This is a genomic window from Streptomyces hyderabadensis, assembly GCF_020404845.1.
Classification (GTDB): Bacteria; Actinomycetota; Actinomycetes; order Streptomycetales; family Streptomycetaceae; genus Streptomyces; species Streptomyces hyderabadensis.
The window spans coordinates 82,117-100,459 of sequence record NZ_JAIOJZ010000005.1; the positions used below are offsets into that span (position 1 = coordinate 82,117).

General features: G+C 72.4%; 17 protein-coding genes. 16 read left to right on the forward strand and 1 reads right to left on the reverse strand.

What is annotated here, in order from left to right:
- Positions 1-30 precede the first annotated feature (30 nt).
- The 15 genes from K7854_RS06225 to K7854_RS06295 all read left to right on the forward strand — a co-directional run bounded on the left by K7854_RS06225 (position 31) and on the right by K7854_RS06295 (position 15,042).
- On the forward strand, positions 31-1,674 hold the full coding sequence (locus tag K7854_RS06225; protein WP_226025340.1) for an acyl-CoA dehydrogenase family protein: 1,644 nt from the start codon (positions 31-33) through the stop codon (positions 1,672-1,674).
- A 242-nt stretch (positions 1,675-1,916) separates the two neighbouring features.
- The gene (locus tag K7854_RS06230) at positions 1,917-3,206 is read left to right on the forward strand and encodes a GAF domain-containing protein (RefSeq protein WP_226025341.1); all 1,290 of its coding nucleotides are present in this window, start codon (positions 1,917-1,919) and stop codon (positions 3,204-3,206) included.
- Positions 3,207-3,422: 216 nt separating this feature from the next.
- Positions 3,423-4,736 (forward strand): hypothetical protein, encoded by a 1,314-nt coding sequence (locus tag K7854_RS06235; protein WP_226025342.1) that lies wholly within the window; start codon positions 3,423-3,425, stop codon positions 4,734-4,736.
- Positions 4,737-4,803: 67 nt separating this feature from the next.
- Positions 4,804-5,376 carry a GNAT family N-acetyltransferase gene (locus tag K7854_RS06240; protein ID WP_226025343.1) on the forward strand — a complete coding sequence of 191 codons (573 nt, stop codon included), beginning with the start codon at positions 4,804-4,806 and terminating at the stop codon, positions 5,374-5,376.
- Positions 5,377-5,525: 149 nt separating this feature from the next.
- Positions 5,526-5,609: a putative leader peptide gene (locus tag K7854_RS37790; RefSeq protein ID WP_309475039.1), complete on the forward strand. Its 84-nt coding sequence runs from the start codon at positions 5,526-5,528 to the stop codon at positions 5,607-5,609.
- A gap of 152 nt (positions 5,610-5,761) precedes the next feature.
- On the forward strand, positions 5,762-7,459 hold the full coding sequence (gene sirA, locus K7854_RS06245) for a nitrite/sulfite reductase (RefSeq protein ID WP_226025344.1): 1,698 nt from the start codon (positions 5,762-5,764) through the stop codon (positions 7,457-7,459).
- Complete coding sequence (locus tag K7854_RS06250) at positions 7,456-7,635, forward strand: hypothetical protein (RefSeq protein WP_226025345.1); 180 nt, start codon at positions 7,456-7,458, stop codon at positions 7,633-7,635. The genes sirA and K7854_RS06250 overlap by 4 nt, the downstream gene beginning before the upstream one ends.
- Positions 7,632-8,342, forward strand: a complete 711-nt coding sequence (locus tag K7854_RS06255) for a phosphoadenylyl-sulfate reductase (RefSeq protein WP_226025346.1) — start codon at positions 7,632-7,634, stop codon at positions 8,340-8,342. The genes K7854_RS06250 and K7854_RS06255 overlap by 4 nt, the downstream gene beginning before the upstream one ends.
- Before the next feature lies 1 nt (position 8,343).
- Positions 8,344-8,937, forward strand: coding sequence for an adenylyl-sulfate kinase (gene cysC, locus K7854_RS06260; RefSeq protein ID WP_226025347.1), 594 nt, complete (start codon positions 8,344-8,346; stop codon positions 8,935-8,937).
- Positions 8,934-9,872 carry a sulfate adenylyltransferase subunit CysD gene (gene cysD / locus K7854_RS06265; protein WP_226025348.1) on the forward strand — a complete coding sequence of 313 codons (939 nt, stop codon included), beginning with the start codon at positions 8,934-8,936 and terminating at the stop codon, positions 9,870-9,872. The genes cysC and cysD overlap by 4 nt, the downstream gene beginning before the upstream one ends.
- Before the next feature lie 2 nt (positions 9,873-9,874).
- Positions 9,875-11,230: a sulfate adenylyltransferase subunit 1 gene (locus K7854_RS06270; RefSeq protein WP_226025349.1), complete on the forward strand. Its 1,356-nt coding sequence runs from the start codon at positions 9,875-9,877 to the stop codon at positions 11,228-11,230.
- A 239-nt stretch (positions 11,231-11,469) separates the two neighbouring features.
- Positions 11,470-12,573, forward strand: a complete 1,104-nt coding sequence (locus tag K7854_RS06280) for an aliphatic sulfonate ABC transporter substrate-binding protein (RefSeq protein WP_226025350.1) — start codon at positions 11,470-11,472, stop codon at positions 12,571-12,573.
- Between the two features lie 33 nt (positions 12,574-12,606).
- Positions 12,607-13,401: an ABC transporter ATP-binding protein gene (locus tag K7854_RS06285; protein WP_226025351.1), complete on the forward strand. Its 795-nt coding sequence runs from the start codon at positions 12,607-12,609 to the stop codon at positions 13,399-13,401.
- Positions 13,388-14,299 carry an ABC transporter permease gene (locus K7854_RS06290; RefSeq protein WP_226025352.1) on the forward strand — a complete coding sequence of 304 codons (912 nt, stop codon included), beginning with the start codon at positions 13,388-13,390 and terminating at the stop codon, positions 14,297-14,299. Before K7854_RS06285 ends, K7854_RS06290 begins: the two co-directional genes overlap by 14 nt.
- A gap of 5 nt (positions 14,300-14,304) precedes the next feature.
- The gene (locus tag K7854_RS06295; RefSeq protein WP_226025353.1) at positions 14,305-15,042 is read left to right on the forward strand and encodes a sirohydrochlorin chelatase; all 738 of its coding nucleotides are present in this window, start codon (positions 14,305-14,307) and stop codon (positions 15,040-15,042) included.
- A gap of 15 nt (positions 15,043-15,057) precedes the next feature.
- Here the strand turns inward: K7854_RS06295 and K7854_RS06300 are convergent, their stop codons facing one another.
- The gene (locus K7854_RS06300) at positions 15,058-15,606 is read right to left on the reverse strand and encodes a DUF1697 domain-containing protein (protein WP_226025354.1); all 549 of its coding nucleotides are present in this window, start codon (positions 15,604-15,606) and stop codon (positions 15,058-15,060) included.
- Between the two features lie 363 nt (positions 15,607-15,969).
- Between K7854_RS06300 and K7854_RS06305 the strand changes: the two genes are divergently transcribed.
- Positions 15,970-18,234 (forward strand): MMPL family transporter, encoded by a 2,265-nt coding sequence (locus tag K7854_RS06305; RefSeq protein WP_226025355.1) that lies wholly within the window; start codon positions 15,970-15,972, stop codon positions 18,232-18,234.
- Positions 18,235-18,343: the final 109 nt, after the last annotated feature.

Below are 18,343 nucleotides of genomic sequence, written 5' to 3' on the forward strand. Positions count from 1 at the left end.
GGGGTCCCGCGGCACGGTAGGTTCACGTCCATGGCAGGCAGTACCCACACCGTGACGAATCAGGCGCCGCCGCTGACCGGCTACGACGTCTTCACCTCCGACCGGGTTCTGACGGAGGCGGTCGGCCGGCATCTGGCGGACCGGCAGCGCGAGGAGGCGCTCGCCGAGCTGTCGGGGCTGGGCCTCGGCTGCGGGTCCCTCCAGACCCAGGAGTGGGGGGCGCAGGCCAACGACCACCCGCCGGTGCTGCGCACCCACGACCGCTACGGGCACCGGGTCGACGAGGTCGACTTCCACCCGGCCTGGCACCGGCTGCTCGGCAAGGGCGTCTCGGCGGGCCTGACCGACGCCTGGTCGCGGCCGGGCGGTCACGTGCGGCGCGCGGCGGGGTTCGTGATGTGGACCCAGGTGGAGGCGGGCAACTGCTGTCCGCTGTCGATGACCCACGCGGCGGTGCCGGCCCTGCGCGCCGATCCGGAGCTGGCCGCCGAGTGGGAGCCCCGGCTGACCTCCCGGGTCTACGACCGGGAGCTGCGGCCGGCCCACCTGAAGGCCGGGGTGCTGTTCGGGATGGGTATGACGGAGAAGCAGGGCGGCAGCGACGTACGGGCGAACACCACGTCGGCGCGGCCGCTGGCCGAGGACGGGGCGTACGAGCTGACCGGGCACAAGTGGTTCTGCTCGGCGCCGATGTCGGACGGCTTCCTGGTGCTGGCGCGGGCACCCGGGGGGCTGACCTGCTTCCTGGTGCCGCGCGTGCTGGCGGACGGCACCCGCAACGTGTTCCTGATCCAGCGGCTCAAGGACAAGCTGGGCAACCGGTCCAACGCCTCCGCCGAGGTCGAGTTCGCCGGGACCTGGGCGCGCCGGGTCGGTGCGGAGGGGCGCGGGGTGGCCACGATCATCGACATGGTGGCGGCGACCCGGCTGGACTGCGTGCTGGGCTCGGCGGGCCTGATGCGGCAGGCGGTGGCGCAGGCGGTGCACCACTGCGCCCATCGCGAGGCGTTCGGCGGGAAGCTGGTCGACAAGCCGCTGATGCGCAATGTCCTCGCGGACCTGGCGGTCGAGTCGGAGGCGGCCACGACGCTCGGGCTGCGGCTCGCGGCGGCCTGCGACGCCGCCGAGGGCGGTGACGAGCGGGAGCGGGCGCTGCTGCGGCTGGCGGTGCCCGCGGCCAAGTACTGGGTGACCAAGCGGTGTGCGCCGGTGGCGGTGGAGGCGGCCGAGTGCCTGGGCGGCAACGGGTACGTCGAGGAGTCCGGGCTGCCCCGGCTGGTGCGCGAGTCGCCGCTGAACTCGGTCTGGGAGGGCGCCGGGAACGTGCAGGCGCTGGACGTGCTGCGGGCGCTGGGGCGCGAACCGGCGGCGCTGGACGCGTATCTGACGGAGGTGGGCGCGGCGCGCGGGGCCGATCACCGGCTGGACGCGGCGATCCGGGGCGTGCTCACGGACCTGGCCGACCTGGCGGCCGCCGAGGGGCGGGCCCGGCTGCTGGCGGAGCGGCTGGCGCTGGTGCTGCAGGGCGCGCTGCTGGTGCGGTACGCGCCGGCGGAGGTGGCCGACGCGTTCTGCGCCTCGCGGCTGGGCGGCGACGGGGGCGCGGCCTTCGGCACGCTGCCGCCGACCCTGGACCTGGCGGCGGTGGTGGAGCGGGCGCGGCCGGTGGTCTGATTCCGGCCGCGTGGCGCGGGGGTGGTGCTGCGCCGACACGGCACCACCCCCGCCACACGGGCCTGTTCAGGCCGCGTACGCCGCTCGGGACGGCGTGGTTCAAGTTTGGACACCCGCGTAGCCGTCCACCAGGGTTGCAGGGGGTTGCAACTTGCGGTCGGTTGTGTGCGGACTGTGCTCGCGGGGCGCGGGCAACCGGTCAGTATGAGACGAACATTCGGCTTCCGGAAGGACGAGGTCCCGTGGCGCTCTCGCCCATGGACGTGACGCAGTTCGCCGCCGTCGACACGGCGCGTGCGGCCCGGATGCTCAGCGAGGTCCGCACCGCGAGACTCTCGGGCGGGCGGGCCCCGGTGGCGCCGCGCCCGGTGATCGAGCAGTCCTGGGACCGGATGCTGCGCAGCGGGGTCGACCCGGAGCACGACTTCCGCTCCGGGCTGCTGGCCCCGGAGGAGATCCGCCGCCGGCGCGAGGCCTCCGAGCTGCGGCATGTGCTGCCGGTGCTGCGGGAGTCGCTGCTGTCGGTCGCGGACGTGGCCCACCACATCATGGTGGTCGCGGACGAGGACGGGCGGGTGCTGTGGCGGGAGGGCAGCGCGCGGGTGCTGCGCCGGGCCGACGGGCTCGGCTTCGAACTGGGCGCGGACTGGCGGGAGGAGGTGGTCGGCACCAACGGCGTGGGCACACCGGCGGTCACCCGGCGGCCCGTACAGGTCTTCGCCTCCGAGCACTTCGTGCGCTCCCAGGCGACCTGGACCTGCGCCGGGGCCCCGATAACCGACCCGCGCAGCGGGCGGCTGCTGGGGGTGGTCGACGTGAGCGGGCCGCTGGAGACGATGCACCCGGCGACGCTGGCGTGGGTGGACTCGGTGGCCAAGCTGGCCGAGGCCCGGCTGCGGGAGCTGCACTCGCAGTCGCTGGAGCGGCTGCGGGCGGTGGCGGCGCCGGTGCTGGCCCGGCTCGGCGGGCGGGCGCTGGTGGCGGACCGGGACGGCTGGACGGCGGCGGTGACGGGGATGCCGTACCTGGACCGGGTGGTGCTGCCCAAGTCGCCGGAGGCGGGGGCGCGGTGGCTGCCGGCGCTCGGGGCGTGCACGGTGGAGCCGCTGGCCGAGGGCTGGCTGGTGCGGGCCGCGGCCGGGCCGGTGCCGCAGGGCGCCACCCGGATCGTGCTGGACCTCGGGCAGCCGCGCCGCTGGTCGGTCCGGGTGCTGGGCGGCGCGGAGGACTGGGCGCGGGAACTGAGCCCACGGCACGCGGAGTTGCTGTACCTGCTGGCGGTGCACCGGGGCGGCCGCAGTGCTGCCGGGCTGGCCGAGGACATGTTCGGCGACCGGGCCCGCACGGTGACGGTACGGGCCGAGATGTCGCGGGTGCGGAGGTACCTCGGGGCCTACCTGGAACACCGGCCGTATCGTTTCTGCGAAGACGCGGAGATCGAGGTCCTGCTCCCGGCCGACCCCCGCGACCTCCTGCCCCACTCCACGGCACCGGCGGTGACGGAGGCACGGGCGGCGAAGGGGGTGCCGTGACCCGGGGGGCCGGGAGGCTCGCGGGGCCCCGCCCCGGCCGGCGGCGACGAGTAGTACCCGGATGGCCGTAAAGGCAGGTTGTTTTCGCATATTTGCATCGTCTGCGTCCGCCGGACCGCCCGTCTGTCGTAGCATCCTTGGTGGACCGACCCATCCGCTCCTCGGTCAACGCGGGCACCGTCGAGCGCAGTTGGTCCGGGTGTCCGTGGAGGTTCTATGAAGCAGCGCGGCAGACACCGCCGGCGCAGACGGGGCAGGGCGCTGCGCGCGGCCCTGACCGGTGCGGCGCTCGCCCTGACCGGTGCCGCCACGCTGATCAGCGCCTCGCAGGCCACGGTCGCCGACGACCCCGGCGCCCTCAAGCCGCTCACCTCGGCCGCCGAGACCGGCGCACTGCGCCTGACCGAGCACCGCGTGCCGGACGCCTGGCTCGACCGGCTGTCCACCGCGATGGGCGACCCGGTGGGCGTCGACACCGTCCTCGACTCCGCCGACCACACCCTGCGCGACGCCGCCGACTGCACGGCCGGGGAGCGCGAGGCACTGCCGGTCTCCCCCGCCGCCACCCGCGCCTACTGCTGGGACGAGGCCGACACCGACGGCTGGCGCCCCGGCGCGGTCACCACCTCCGGGGACGCCGACGAGGACGGCCGCTGGGGCGCCCACCGCGTCATCCTCTCCGCCTGGTCCCGCGACGACGGCACGCCCCAGGGCGGCCTCGCCCGGGTCTCCTTCGTCGACGCCGACGATCCGGGCCGGCTCGGCTACACCTCGGCGCTGCTCGCCGTCCCGGTCGACGGCGGCCACGACTACCGGGGGCTGGCCTCCCCCGTCACCGGCATGGTCTGGTACCAGGACAAGCTGCTGGTCACCACCGCCGCCGGGGACCGCGACGCGCTCTACGTGTACGACGTGGACCGTATCCAGCGCGCCACCACCGCGGCGGACGCCGTCGGACGGGTGCCCGGCGGCTGGGCGGCGGGCGGCCACCGGTACGTGCTGCCCGCCGTCGCCTCCTACCGGCTCCCCGACACCGACGACGCGGCCCGCCCCGGGGCGATCTCCCTGGACCGCGGCACCTCCCCCGACAGCCTGGTGGCCACCGAGCACGTGGCCGCGGACGGTGACCGGCCCACCCGGCTGTGGCGCTACGCGCTGCGCACGACGACGGACCCGGACCGCACCGGGCTGCCCGTCACCGACTCCGCCGGCCGGGTGGACGCGGTCGAGGCGTACGAGACCGGGGCGGCCGAGGTCGGCGGCGTGCTGTCGTACCGGCCGCCCGGAGCGAGCCGGTCCGACTGGTACCTGGGACGCGCGGCCGGCGGACAGGACGGGCGCGGGAGCCTGTGGCGCCAGGACACCGAGGGTGCCCGGGCCGCGGAGTGCGGGGCGGACCGGTCGCAGCAGTGCTGGAGCGGCCGGGCGGGCTCGATGTCGTACTGGGCGCGGACCGGCGAGGTCTGGTCCCAGTCGGACCGGATGCTGTTCGCGCTGCCGCTGGCGTCGATCGAGGACGCGCTCGACTGACCGCCCCGGCCGCCTCGCTCCGGGCCGGGATCGACAGATCCGCGCGGCGGATGATTCCCTGACCGGCATGACCAACATCGCCGTGACCACGTGGTCCCTGGAGCAGACGGCGCCCACCGATCTGCTGCCGGCCGCCGCCCCGGAGGGGGACGTCCGGATCGTCCGCGCCGAGGTGCCCTCCCCCGAGTTCAGCCGCTTCCTCTACGCCTCGGTCGGCGGCGACATCCGCTGGACGGACCGGCTCGGCTGGAGCCACGCGCGGTGGCGGGAGCACCTGGAGCGGCCGGGCGTGGAGACCTGGGTCGCCTACGACCGCGGCACGCCCGCCGGATACGTGGAGCTGACGCCCGGCGACGACGGCGTGGTGGAGATCGAGTACTTCGGCCTGATCCCGGCCTTCCGCGGCCGCCGCATCGGCGGCCACCTCCTCTCCTGCGGCACCGCCCGCGCCTGGGACCTGGCGGAGCGCTGGCCGGGGCTGGCCACCACCAAGCGGGTGTGGCTGCACACCTGCAGCAAGGACGGCGCGTACGCCATGGACAACTACCAGCGGCGCGGCTTCCGCCTCTTCGACACCAAGGTGGAGGAGGAGCCGGAGGTGGCCACCCCCGGTCCGTGGCCCGGGGCTTTCCCAGCCTGACCTGCGCCGACACGTCTGTTTTCGGCCGACCGGCCGACCGGTCACGGACGGTGTGACCCACGACACCCATGTCTCGCCCTACGAGACAAGGGTGTCCACATTTCGGATTAAGCTGGACCAGTCACAGATCGCCGTGCCACGCTTCCGTCATGCCTGGAACTGGAATTGCCTTGGTGAGTCGGCGCCACGTCGACCTCGGCCGCATGTCCAGCGCCATCTGTCCGGGCCGCTGAGAGCACCCTCCAGCACCTCCGGATTCCCCGCGTTCCCCCTCGCTCCCGCGCAATGACGCGCACGCGTGTCTCACGTATGCCCTACGTAGGCCATGCGCCATGCGCGCAGGTCAGAGCCGCATTTCGCCTGTCTCCAAAAGGACGTGTCAACCATGGCCGCCACCCCGCCGAAGCCCGCTGCCGCGACCCCGCGCCGCAAGGTGAGCCGTCACCGCGGCGAGGGCCAGTGGGCGGCCGGGCACTTCACCCCGCTCAACGGCAACGAGCAGACCAAGAAGGACGACGACGGTCTCAATGTGCGGACACGTATTGAGACGATCTACTCCAAGCGCGGCTTCGACTCGATCGACCCGGGCGACCTGCGCGGCCGTATGCGCTGGTGGGGGCTGTACACCCAGCGCCGCCAGGGCATCGACGGCGGCAAGACGGCGATCCTGGAGCCGGAGGAGCTGGACGACCGGTACTTCATGCTGCGGGTCCGCATCGACGGCGGCGCGCTGACCACCGCGCAGCTGCGGGTCATCGGCGAGATCTCGCAGGAGTTCGCGCGCGGCACGGCCGACATCACCGACCGGCAGAACGTCCAGTACCACTGGATCCGGATCGAGGACGTGCCGGAGATCTGGAACCGCCTGGAGGGCGTCGGCCTGTCCACGGTGACCGCCTGCGGCGACACCCCCCGCGTGATGATCGGCTCCCCGGTGGCGGGCATCGCCGAGGACGAGATCATCGACGGCACACCGGCGCTGGAGGAGATGAAGCGCCGGGTCCTGAACAACCCGGCGTACTCGAACCTCCCCCGCAAGTTCAAGACCGCGATCTCCGGGTCGCCGGTCCTCGACGTGGTGCACGAGATCAATGACGTGGCGTTCGTCGGCGTGGAGCACCCCGAGCACGGGCCCGGCTTCGACCTGTGGGTCGGCGGCGGCCTGTCCACCAACCCCAAGCTGGGCGTGCGGCTGAACGCCTGGGTGCCCATCGAGGACGTGCCCGACGTCTACGAGGGCGTCATCTCCATCTTCCGCGACTACGGCTACCGGCGGCTGCGCAACCGTGCCCGGCTGAAGTTCCTGGTCGCCGACTGGGGCGCGGAGAAGTTCCGCCAGGTCCTGGAGGACGAGTACCTGAAGCGGAAGCTGACCGACGGCCCGGCGCCGGCCGAGCCCACCAGCCGCTGGCGCGACCACATCGGCGTGCACCGGCAGAAGGACGGCCGCTACTACGTCGGCTTCGCCCCGCGCGTGGGCCGCGTCGACGGCACGATCCTCACCAAGGTCGCCGACCTGGCCGAGGCGCACGGCTCGGGCCGGGTGCGCACCACGGTCGAGCAGAAGATGATCGTCCTCGACGTCGAGGAGGCGCGGGTCGACTCGCTGGTCGAGTCCCTGGAAGCGCTGGACCTCACCGCCCGGCCCTCCACCTTCCGGCGGGGCACCATGGCCTGCACCGGCATCGAGTTCTGCAAGCTCGCCATCGTCGAGACCAAGGCGCGCGGCGCCTCGCTCATCGACGAGCTGGAGCGCCGCCTCCCGGACTTCGACGAGCCCCTCACCATCAACCTCAACGGCTGCCCGAACGCCTGCGCCCGCATCCAGACCGCGGACATCGGTCTCAAGGGCCAGCTCGTGCTCGACGAGCACGGCGAGCAGGTCGAGGGCTACCAGGTGCACCTGGGCGGCGCCCTCGGCCTGGAGCCGGGCTTCGGCCGCAAGGTGCGCGGCCTCAAGGTCACGGCCCAGGAACTGCCCGACTACGTGGAGCGCGTCCTCAAGCGGTTCCAGGCCGAGCGCGAGGACGGCGAGCGCTTCGCCTCCTGGGCGGCCCGGGCCTCGGAGGAGGCCCTGTCGTGAGCGAGCGCGCCGCACCCTTCTACTGCCCCTACTGCGGCGACGAGGACCTGCGTCCGGGTGAGCAGGGCCACGGCGCCTGGGAATGCGGGGCGTGCAACCGCGCCTTCCAGCTGAAGTTCCTCGGGCTGCTCGCCCGGGGTCTGCAGCCCGACTCCACCGGAGGGGGACCGACATGACGGCGGTTCAGGAAGAACGTACGACCGACGAACTCAGGGCGCTCGCCGAGCGGGCGGGCCGCGAGCTGGAGGACGCCACCGCGCTGGAGATCCTCCAGTGGGCGGCCGAGACCTTCGGCAACCGGTTCTGCGTGACCTCCTCCATGGAGGACGCGGTCGTCGCCCACCTGGCCTCCCGCGCCCTGCCCGGCGTGGACGTGGTGTTCCTCGACACCGGCTACCACTTCCCGGAGACCATCGGCACCCGCGACGCGGTCGAGGCCGTGATGGACGTGAACGTCATCACGCTCACCCCGCGCCAGACGGTCGCCGAGCAGGACGCCGAGTACGGCCCGCGGCTGCACGACCGCGACCCCGACCTGTGCTGCGCGCTGCGCAAGGTGAAGCCGCTGGAGCAGGGCCTCAAGGGCTACCAGGCCTGGGCGACCGGGCTGCGCCGGGACGAGTCGGAGACCCGGGCAAACACTCCGGTCGTCGGCTGGGACGAGAAGCGGGGCAAGGTGAAGATCTCGCCCATCGCGAAGTGGTCACAGGAAGATGTGCAAACGTACGTCACCGAGCACGGCGTCCTCACCAACCCGCTGCTGATGGACGGCTATGCCTCCGTGGGCTGCGCGCCCTGCACCCGCCGTGTGCTGGAGGGCGAGGACGCCCGCGCCGGACGCTGGGCGGGCCGCTCCAAGACCGAGTGCGGACTGCACGGCTGACATGACGACGACCACCGGACCGGCGACGACCGGACCATCGACATCCAGGGAGAACCACGTGACGACCGGAGCCACCGTCTGGCTCACGGGGCTGCCCAGCGCCGGCAAGACCACCATCGCCCGCGAGCTGGCCGACCGCCTGCGTGAGGAGGGCCGGCGCGTCGAGCTGCTCGACGGCGACGAGATCCGCGAGTTCCTCTCCGCGGGCCTCGGCTTCGACCGCGCGGACCGGCACACCAACGTGCAGCGCATCGGCTTCGTCGCCGAACTGCTGGCCCGCAACGGCGTCACGGCCCTGGTCCCGGTGATCGCGCCGTACGCGGACAGCCGCGACGCGGTGCGCGAGCGTCACGAGGCGAACGGCACGGCGTACGTCGAGGTGCACGTGGCCACGCCCGTCGAGGTGTGCTCGGTGCGCGACGTGAAGGGCCTGTACGCCAAGCAGGCCGCCGGCGAGCTGACGGGGCTCACCGGGGTGGACGACCCGTACGAGGAGCCCGTCAAGCCCGACCTGCGCATCGAGTCGCAGGACCAGACCGTTCAGGAGTCCGCCGCGGCGGTCCACGCCCTGCTCACCGAAAGGGGACTGGCATGACGACGACCGCCGAAGCGGCGCGGGAGGGTACGGCGGGCCCGTACGCCCTCTCCCACCTCGACGCCCTCGAATCGGAGGCCGTGCACATCTTCCGCGAGGTGGCGGGCGAGTTCGAGCGGCCGGTGATCCTCTTCTCCGGCGGCAAGGACTCCATCGTCATGCTGCACCTGGCGCTGAAGGCGTTCGCCCCCGCGCCGGTCCCCTTCTCGCTGCTGCACGTGGACACCGGGCACAACTTCCCCGAGGTGCTGGACTACCGCGACCGCGCGGTGGAGCGGCACGGGCTGCGGCTGCACGTCGCCTCGGTGCAGGACTACATCGACCGCGGGGTGCTCAAGGAGCGCCCGGACGGCACCCGCAACCCCCTCCAGACGCTGCCGCTGACCGAGAAGATCCAGGCGGAGAAGTTCGACGCGGTCTTCGGCGGCGGGCGCCGCGACGAGGAGAAGGCCCGGGCCAAGGAGCGGGTGTTCTCGCTGCGCGACGAGTTCTCCCAGTGGGACCCGCGCCGCCAGCGCCCCGAGCTGTGGAACCTGTACAACGGCCGGCACGCCCCCGGCGAGCACGTCCGCGTCTTCCCGCTGTCCAACTGGACCGAGCTGGACGTGTGGCAGTACATCGCCCGCGAGGACATCGAGCTGCCGCAGATCTACTACGCCCACGAGCGCGAGGTCTTCGCCCGCTCCGGCATGTGGCTGACGGCCGGCGAGTGGGGCGGCCCGAAGGAGGGCGAGACGGTCGAGAAGCGGCGGGTGCGCTACCGCACCGTCGGCGACATGTCCTGCACCGGCGCCGTCGACTCCGACGCCGACACCATCGAGAAGGTCATCGCCGAGATCGCCGTCACCCGGCTCACCGAACGCGGCGCCACCCGCGCCGACGACAAGATGTCCGAGGCGGCGATGGAAGACCGCAAGCGCGAGGGGTACTTCTAGACATGACCAGCACCACGGAACCCGTCGAGCCGCTGTCGGTCTGGCAGCTGTCGGAGACGACCCTGCTGCGCTTCGCCACCGCCGGCTCGGTGGACGACGGCAAGTCCACGCTGGTGGGCCGGCTCCTGCACGACTCCAAGTCGGTCCTCACCGACCAGCTGGAGGCCGTCGAGCGCGCCTCCGCGAGCCGCGGCCAGGACGCCCCGGACCTCGCGCTGCTCACCGACGGCCTCAGGGCCGAGCGCGAGCAGGGCATCACCATCGACGTGGCCTACCGCTACTTCGCCACCCCGCGCCGCCGGTTCATCCTGGCCGACACCCCCGGGCACGTGCAGTACACCCGGAACATGGTCACCGGCGCCTCCACGGCCGAGCTGACGGTGATCCTGGTCGACGCGCGCAACGGCGTCGTCGAGCAGACCCGCCGGCACGCCGCGATCGCCGCCCTGCTGCGCGTCCCGCACGTCGTCCTCGCCGTCAACAAGATGGACCTGGTCGACTACCAGGAGTCCGTGTTCGCGGCGATCGCCGAGGAGTTCACGGCGTACGCCACCGAACTGGGCGTCCCCGAGGTCACCGCGATCCCCATCTCGGCCCTGGAGGGCGACAACGTGGTGGACGCCTCGGCGGTCATGGACTGGTACGGCGGCCCGACCGTCCTGGAGCACCTGGAGACCGTCCCGGTCAGCCACGACCTGGCGCACTGCCACGCCCGGCTGCCCGTGCAGTACGTGATCCGGCCGCAGACCGCCGAGCACCCCGACTACCGGGGCTATGCGGGGCAGATCGCCGCAGGCACCTTCCGGGTGGGCGACGAGGTCACCGTGCTGCCCTCGGGCCGCACCTCGAAGGTGTCCGCCATCGACGTGCTCGGCGAGCCGGCCGACGCCGCCTGGACGCCGCAGTCGGTGACGCTGCTCCTCGAGGACGACATCGACGTCTCGCGCGGCGACCTGATCGTGCCCAGCGAGGACGCCCCGGCCACCAGCCAGGACGTCGAGGCCACCGTCTGCCACGTCGCCGACGCGCCGCTCACCGTGGGCCACCGGGTGCTGCTCAAGCACGGCACCCGCACCGTCAAGGCGATCGTCAAGGACATCCCGGCCCGGCTCACGCTGGACGACCTGTCCCTGCACCCGCACCCCGGGCAGCTCGTCGCCAACGACATCGGCCGGGTGAAGATCCGCACCGCCGAGCCGCTGCCCGCCGACTCCTACGCCGACTCCCGGCGCACCGGCTCGTTCATCCTGATCGACCCCAGCGACGGCACCACGCTCACCGCCGGCATGGTCGGCGAGTCCTTCGCCGCCCCGGAGCCGGTCAAGGACCCGGCCGACGACGACGGGTGGGACTTCTGAGCATGTCCTCCCCCGACTTCTACTCCACGTTCGCCAAGGAGGGCGGCCGCGTCGGCAGCGGCTTCCTCGGCAGCGGGCAGGGCGGAGTGGCGCGATGTGCGCGCTGACGTACGCGCACCGCTCGCGCGCCCTCACCCCCCACCCGCACAGCCGAAGACCTGCCGACCTCCCGGCCACGACCTGACACCTCGGACCATCCGACAGGCGTGCGTGCCGGACCAACGAGAGGAACACCTCCCGTGCCAGCCACCACCGCCCTGCGCCGCACCCTGGCGGTCATAGCCGCCCTTCCGCTCCTGACGTTGGCCGCCTGCGGGTACGGCTCCGAGGCGAAGGACGACGACACCGCCAAGGTCGCCGAGGGCGCCGAGAAGATCGACGGTCTCGACTCCGTCCGGATCGGCTACTTCGGCAACATCACCCACGCCACCCCGCTGGTCGCCAACCAGAAGGGCTTCTTCCAGAAGGCGCTGGGCGCGACCGAGGCCAAGTACGCGGTCTTCAACGCGGGCCCGTCCGAGATCGAGGCGCTGAACTCGGGCTCCATCGACATCGGCTGGATCGGACCGTCCCCGGCGATCAACGGTTACGCCAAGTCCGACGGCAAGAACCTGCGGATCATCGGCGGTTCGGCCTCGGGCGGCGTGAAGCTGGTGGTGAACCCGGACAAGATCAAGTCCCTGAAGGACGTCAAGGGCAAGCGCATCGCCACCCCGCAGCTGGGCAACACGCAGGACGTGGCGTTCCTCAACTGGATCGCCGAGCAGGGCTGGAAGGTCGACGCGCAGAGCGGCAAGGGCGACGTGACGGTCGTCCGCAGCGACAACAAGGTCACCCCCGACGCCTACAAGTCCGGCTCTCTGGACGGCGCCTGGGTGCCCGAGCCCACCGCGTCCAAGCTGGTGGCCGAGGGCGGCAAGGTGCTCCTGGACGAGTCGACGCTGTGGCCCGACGAGAAGTTCGTGATCACGAACATCATCGTGTCGCAGAAGTTCCTCAAGGAGCACCCGAAGGCCGTGGAGGCGGTGCTCGAGGCGTCGGTGGACACCAACGAGTGGATCACGGCCCACCCGGACGAGGCGAAGACCGCGGCGAACGCTCAGTTGGAGAAGGACTCGGGCAAGGCACTGTCCGCCGACGTGCTGGACCCGGCCTGGGAGTCGATCAAGCTGACCGACGACCCGCTGGCCGCCACCCTGGACGCCCAGGCGGAGCACGCCGTCAAGGCCGGTCTGCTGGAGAAGCCCGACCTGAACGGCATCTACGACCTCACGCTGCTGAACAAGGTCCTCAAGGCCAAGGGCAAGCCCGCGGTCGACGACGCCGGGCTCGGCGTCGAGTAGAGCCCGGACACGACCACCCAGGAGGTGACGACCATGGCCACGACCACGACCCTCGCCAAGGCCGCCGAAGGCACCGAGCCGGCCGCGTACGCCGCCCGGATCGAGCACGTCTCGAAGTCCTTCGCGGGCCCCGCCGGGCAGCAGCTCGTCCTGGACGACATCACCCTCGATGTCGCGCCCGGCGAGTTCGTCACCCTCCTGGGCGCCTCCGGCTGCGGCAAGTCCACGCTGCTGAACCTGGTGGCCGGCCTGGACAAGCCCAGCGCCGGCGGCATCAGCACGGACGGGCGGCCCGCCCTGATGTTCCAGGAGCACGCCCTGTTCCCGTGGCTGACCGCGGGCAAGAACATCGAACTGGCCCTCAGGCTGCGGGGCGTGCCCAAGTCCGAGCGCCGCGACAAGGCGGAGGAGCTGCTCGAACTCGTCCGCCTGAAGGGGGCGTACGGCAAGCGGGTGCACGAGCTGTCGGGCGGTATGCGCCAGCGGGTCGCGATGGCGCGGGCGCTGGCCCAGGAGAGCAAGCTGCTGCTGATGGACGAGCCGTTCGCGGCGCTGGACGCCATCACCCGGGACGTGCTGCACGACGAGCTGACCCGCATCTGGCGCGAGACGAAGGTGTCCGTGCTGTTCGTGACGCACAACGTCCGCGAGGCCGTGCGGCTGGCCGAGCGGGTGGTGCTGCTGTCCTCCCGTCCCGGGCGGGTGGCACGCGAGTGGACGGTCGGCATCCCGCAGCCGCGCCGCATCGAGGACACCGCCGTGGCGGAGCTGTCCGTCGAGATCACCGAAGAACTGCGTGGGGAGATCCGCCGACATGGCCAGCACTGACACGAAGCGTCCCGCCGGGGACCGAGACGCGCAGGACGGCGGCGACCTCGCCGGTCTGGAGGCGGGCCTGGACGCACTGGAGTCGGTGCAGCAGGGGCGCAAGCCCTTCCGGCAGACCTTCGTGGAGAAGATCCTGCCCCCGGCCGTCGCCGTGCTGCTGGTGCTGGCGGTGTGGCAGGCGCTGGTCTCCTTCGAGATCGTCGACGACCCGACCAAGCTGCCCGCCCCGTCCGACGTGTGGGACGTGCTGCACCAGGCCTGGCTCCAGGGCGAACTGCTCGGCTACATCTGGACCAGCGTCTCGCGCGGCCTGCTCGGCTTCTGCTTCGCGCTGCTGATCGGCACCCCGCTGGGGCTGCTGGTGGCGCGGGTGAAGTTCGTGCGGGCGGCGATCGGCCCGATCCTGTCCGGCCTCCAGTCGCTGCCGTCGGTGGCCTGGGTGCCCCCGGCCGTGATCTGGCTGGGCCTGAACAACTCGATGATGTACGCCGTCATCCTGCTCGGCGCGGTGCCCTCCATCGCCAACGGCCTGGTCTCCGGCGTCGACCAGGTCTCCCCGATCTTCCTGCGCGCGGGCCGCACGCTGGGCGCGACGGGTCTGAAGGGCACCTGGCACATCGTGCTGCCGGCCGCGCTGCCCGGCTATGTCGCCGGTCTCAAGCAGGGCTGGGCGTTCTCCTGGCGCTCGCTGATGGCCGCCGAGATCATCGCCTCCTTCCCCGACCTCGGGGTGGGGCTGGGGCAGTTGCTGGAGAACGGCCGCAACGCCAGCGACATGGCCATGGTCTTCGAGGCCATCCTGCTCATCCTGGTCGTCGGCATCGCCATCGACCTGCTGATCTTCAGCCCGCTGGAGCGCTGGGTGCTGCGCAGCCGCGGTCTGCTGGTGAAGGGCTGAGGTACATGTCCGCGCCGGTGCTCCTCGTCATCGCCCACGGCAGCCGCGACCCCCGGCACGCCGCGACCGTGCACGCCCTGGTCCGCCGGGTCCGGGCGCTGCGCCCGGACGTGCGGGTGGAGACCGGCTTCCTGGACTTCAACGTCCCCTCGGTGCAGGGGGTCCTGGAGTCCCTGGAGACGGAGGGCGTGCGCGACGTGGTGGCGCTCCCGCTGCTGCTGACCCGCGCCTTCCACGCCAAGGCGGACATCCCCGCGGTGCTCGCGGCGGCGCCGCCGCGCCTCAGGATCCGGCAGGCCGAGGTGCTCGGCCCCTCGCCGCTGCTGCTGTCGGCGCTGGAACGGCGGCTGTACGAGGCGGGTCTCACGCCCGCCGACAAGTCCTCGACCGGGGTCGTGCTGGCCTCGGCGGGGTCCTCCGACCCGGAGGCGATCGCAGTGATCGCTGAAATCGCGCGGGAGTGGCGGCACACCGGCTGGTGCGCCGTGCGGCCTGCGTTCGCCTCCGCATCCCTTCCCCGCACCGAGGACGCGGTGCGGCAGTTGCGCGAGCTGGGCTGTGCGCGCGTCGCCGTCGCCCCGTACGTGCTGGCACCCGGCTTCCTGCCGGACCGCATCGCGCGGGGCGCGGCCGGGGCGGACGTGCTGGCCGACGTGCTGGGCCCCGCACCGGAGGTGGCGCGGGTCCTGCTGGAGCGGTACGACGCGGCGCGGGTGCCGGTGGCGCTGGCGGTCGGGGCCTGAGGGCTTTGACGCCCGTCAGGGGCTGGTCAGCTCCACGAGTTTGGTGACCGTGTTCCAGTTGCGGCTGGTGGCGATCAGGCCCTTGTTGACGCGGGGTCTGGCGAGCGCCTCGGCGAGCTTGGAGCGGCCGAGGCCGTCCGGTGCGTAGAGGTACAGGGCACGGTCGCCGAGGCGGAACTCCTCGGGCCGGAAGGCCGGTGCGTCGATCGCCGCGAAGCGGTCCGCGTCGACGGGCGCGGAGAAGTAGGTGACGTGCAGCTGCCTGGCCGCCAGCTCGGCGGCCGGGAAGGGGCACGCCTCGACGATCCCCTTCAGGTAGGCGTGGTCGCGCACGATCACGTCGACCGGGAAGCCGAACCGCTCCTGGACCGCCTCCGCCAGCTCGGCGGCCAGCACGTCCTCGTCGCCGCGACCGGAGGCGAAGACGGCCTGTCCGCTCTGCAGATGGGTGCGTACGGCGTCGTGGCCGAGGGAGGTCAGCAGCGCGCGCAGGTCGGCCATCGGGACCTTCCGGCTGCCGCCCACGTTGATCCCGCGCAGCAGGGCCGCGTACATCGTCGTCATCCGCACACCATAGGACGGCCGTCGTGCCCCGTGGGGGCGGGCACGACGGCCGGGTCCGCGCCGGGCGGACGTGCGCGCCACTCTCGCCGATCCGGTGCGCGGGGTTCAACCACTACACACGCCTGTGACTTAATCAACAACTTTTCAGAAGCGGCTTCCCAAGAGCGATCAGTGGCCCGGTGTCCCCGGTAGATGTAAGGGGCCGGGGTCCTCCTCAGCGGTGAGTGCGGCGATACGGAGGGATGAGGACGGGCCGCCGCACCTCACCGGGGAGCACGACGCGGCGTCCTTACCCGGCCCATACCTTCGAAGCGCAAGGTGGCGGCAGGGGGCCGGCACCGCTCACGAGGGGGCAGGCCGGTCATGCGGAACCGAGAGACACGGGTACGGGGCATAGCCGCCCGGGCGGGCGGCTGGAGCGCCCGGCACCGATGGGCCGCCGTCGGGATCTGGGTGTTGTTCGTGGTCCTGGCCATGGGGCTCGGTTCGGCGGCCGGCCGGGTCGACGTCAAGGACAGCGACCAGATGGGCGGCGAGACGCACACCGCCGCCCGGATCGTCGAGGACGCCGGGATCGACGAACCGGCCGGTGAGACGGTCCTGGTCCAGACGAGGTCCGGTGGTCTGAAGGCCACGGACGCCGAGTTCCGGGCCGCGGTCGACGCGGTCGTCCAGGCGGTGGAGGGCACCGGGAAGGTCACCGGCGTGACCTCGCCGTACGACTCGAAGACGATCTCGAAGGACGGCCGCAGCGCGCTGGTGCAGTTCGACATGCGCGGCGAGGCGGACACCGCGGGCGAGCGGGTCGAGCCGGTGCTGAAGGCCGTCGAGGGGGTCCAGCAGGAGCACGGGTCGCTGCGGATCGAGGAGATCGGCGGCGCCAGCATGATGAAGACCTTCGACGACGCGTTCGGCGACGACTTCAAGAAGGCCGAGTACTCGGCGGTGCCGGTGGCCCTCGGCATCCTGCTGGTCGCGTTCGGCGCACTGGTGGCGGCGCTGGTCCCGGTGGCGCTGGCGATCACCGCGATCATCGCGACGATGGGTCTGATGGGCCTGGTCAGCCACTTCCAGCCGATGAGCGAGACCGCCAACTCGGTGATGCTGCTGGTCGGTCTGGCCGTCGGCGTCGACTACTGCCTGTTCTACCTGCGCCGCGAGCGCGAGGAGCGGGCCGCCGGACGGGACGCGCAGACGGCGCTCGGGATCGCCGCCGCCACCAGTGGCCGGGCGATCGTGGTCTCCGGCGTCACGGTGTGCGTGGCGATGGCGGGCATGCTGTTCACCGGCATCGCCGAGTTCGAGGCGATGGGCCTGGCCTCGCTGATGGTGGTCGCGGTCGCCATGGTCGGCTCGGTGACGGTGCTGCCGGCGCTGCTGTCCCTGCTGGGCGAGCGGGTGGAGAAGGGGCGCGTGCCGTTCCTGCGCCGGCGCCGGCCGAGCGGCTCCGCGGGTGAGGGCAGCCGGTTCTGGACGGCCGTGCTGAAGCGGGTGCTGGCCCGGCCGACGCTGGCCGCGGTGGTGGCCGTCGGCGGGCTGCTGGCGGTGGCCGCGCCCGCCCTGGGCATGAAGACGCAGAACCTCACGCTGGACCAGGAGTTCGGCGACTCGCTGCCCATCGTGCAGACCTACAACCGGGTCAACGAGGCCTTCCCCGGCGGGTCCGACCCGGCCGAGGTGGTGGTCAAGGCCGCCGACATCAACGCGCCCGAGGTGCGGGCCGCGCTCGCCGACTTCCGCGAGCGGGCGATCAGTTCCGGGGCCTCGCGCGGTCCCGTGGACATCACGATGCACGACGAGCAGAACGTCGCCCTGGTGTACGTCCCGCTGGTCGGCGGCTCCGACCAGGACAGGGCGGGCGAGAGCCTGGACAAGCTGCGGGACGACGTGCGTCCCGCGACGCTGGGCAAGGTCGACGGCGTCGAGGCCCCGATCACCGGTCAGGTGGCCGGCAACAAGGACTTCAACGACCAGCTCGTCGGATCGGTCCTGCCGGTCTTCGCCTTCGTCGTGGTCTTCGCCTTCCTGCTGATGCTGCTGTCCTTCCGCTCGCTGACGATCGCGCTCACCTCGATCGTGCTCAACCTGCTGTCGGTGGGCGCGGCGTACGGCATCCTGGTCGCCGTCTTCCAGCACGGCTGGGGCGCCTCGCTGGTGGGCGCGGAGGGCGTGGGCGCCATCATCACGTGGCTGCCGCTGTTCCTCTTCGTGATCCTGTTCGGCCTGTCGATGGACTACCACGTGTTCGTGGTCTCCCGGATCCGCGAGGCCCGGCTGCGCGGGCGCTCCACCCGGGACGCGATCCAGCACGGCGTGGTCACCACGGCGGGGGTCGTCACCAGCGCCGCCGTCATCATGGTCGCGGTGTTCGCCATCTTCGGCACGCTGTCCATGCAGTCCATGAAGCAGATGGGCGTGGGCCTGGCGGCGGCGGTGCTGATCGACGCCACGATCATCCGGGGCGTCCTGCTGCCGGCCGTGATGTCGCTGCTCGGCGAGCGCAACTGGTACCTGCCGAAGTGGCTGCACCGGCTGCCGGACCTGACCCACGACGAGTCGCCCGAGGCGATCGCGCCGACGGAGCGGGACGGCGAGCGCGGCGAGCGGGGAGAGCCGGTCGGCGTCTGACCGGTCCCGGCCGGCACGCCACCGAGGCAGCAGGGCCCGTCGGTTCCGGGGGAACCGGCGGGCCCTTCGCCGTGCCGTGCCGGGGCGTGCGCCGGTCCGGCCGCGGGTG

What these genes read in the sequence shown, in the direction of transcription:
- K7854_RS06225 (WP_226025340.1), top strand. Translation starts at nt 31, where the DNA reads ATGGCAGGCAGTACCCACACCGTGACGAATCAGGCGCCGCCGCTGACC.
- K7854_RS06235 (WP_226025342.1), top strand. Translation starts at nt 3,423, where the DNA reads ATGAAGCAGCGCGGCAGACACCGCCGGCGCAGACGGGGCAGGGCGCTG.
- K7854_RS06240 (WP_226025343.1), top strand. Translation starts at nt 4,804, where the DNA reads ATGACCAACATCGCCGTGACCACGTGGTCCCTGGAGCAGACGGCGCCC.
- K7854_RS37790 (WP_309475039.1), top strand. Translation starts at nt 5,526, where the DNA reads ATGCCTGGAACTGGAATTGCCTTGGTGAGTCGGCGCCACGTCGACCTC.
- sirA (WP_226025344.1), top strand. Translation starts at nt 5,762, where the DNA reads ATGGCCGCCACCCCGCCGAAGCCCGCTGCCGCGACCCCGCGCCGCAAG.
- K7854_RS06255 (WP_226025346.1), top strand. Translation starts at nt 7,632, where the DNA reads ATGACGGCGGTTCAGGAAGAACGTACGACCGACGAACTCAGGGCGCTC.
- cysC (WP_226025347.1), top strand. Translation starts at nt 8,344, where the DNA reads ATGACGACGACCACCGGACCGGCGACGACCGGACCATCGACATCCAGG.
- cysD (WP_226025348.1), top strand. Translation starts at nt 8,934, where the DNA reads ATGACGACGACCGCCGAAGCGGCGCGGGAGGGTACGGCGGGCCCGTAC.
- K7854_RS06270 (WP_226025349.1), top strand. Translation starts at nt 9,875, where the DNA reads ATGACCAGCACCACGGAACCCGTCGAGCCGCTGTCGGTCTGGCAGCTG.
- K7854_RS06285 (WP_226025351.1), top strand. Translation starts at nt 12,607, where the DNA reads ATGGCCACGACCACGACCCTCGCCAAGGCCGCCGAAGGCACCGAGCCG.
- K7854_RS06290 (WP_226025352.1), top strand. Translation starts at nt 13,388, where the DNA reads ATGGCCAGCACTGACACGAAGCGTCCCGCCGGGGACCGAGACGCGCAG.
- K7854_RS06295 (WP_226025353.1), top strand. Translation starts at nt 14,305, where the DNA reads ATGTCCGCGCCGGTGCTCCTCGTCATCGCCCACGGCAGCCGCGACCCC.
- K7854_RS06300 (WP_226025354.1), bottom strand. Translation starts at nt 15,606, where the DNA reads ATGACGACGATGTACGCGGCCCTGCTGCGCGGGATCAACGTGGGCGGC.
- K7854_RS06305 (WP_226025355.1), top strand. Translation starts at nt 15,970, where the DNA reads ATGCGGAACCGAGAGACACGGGTACGGGGCATAGCCGCCCGGGCGGGC.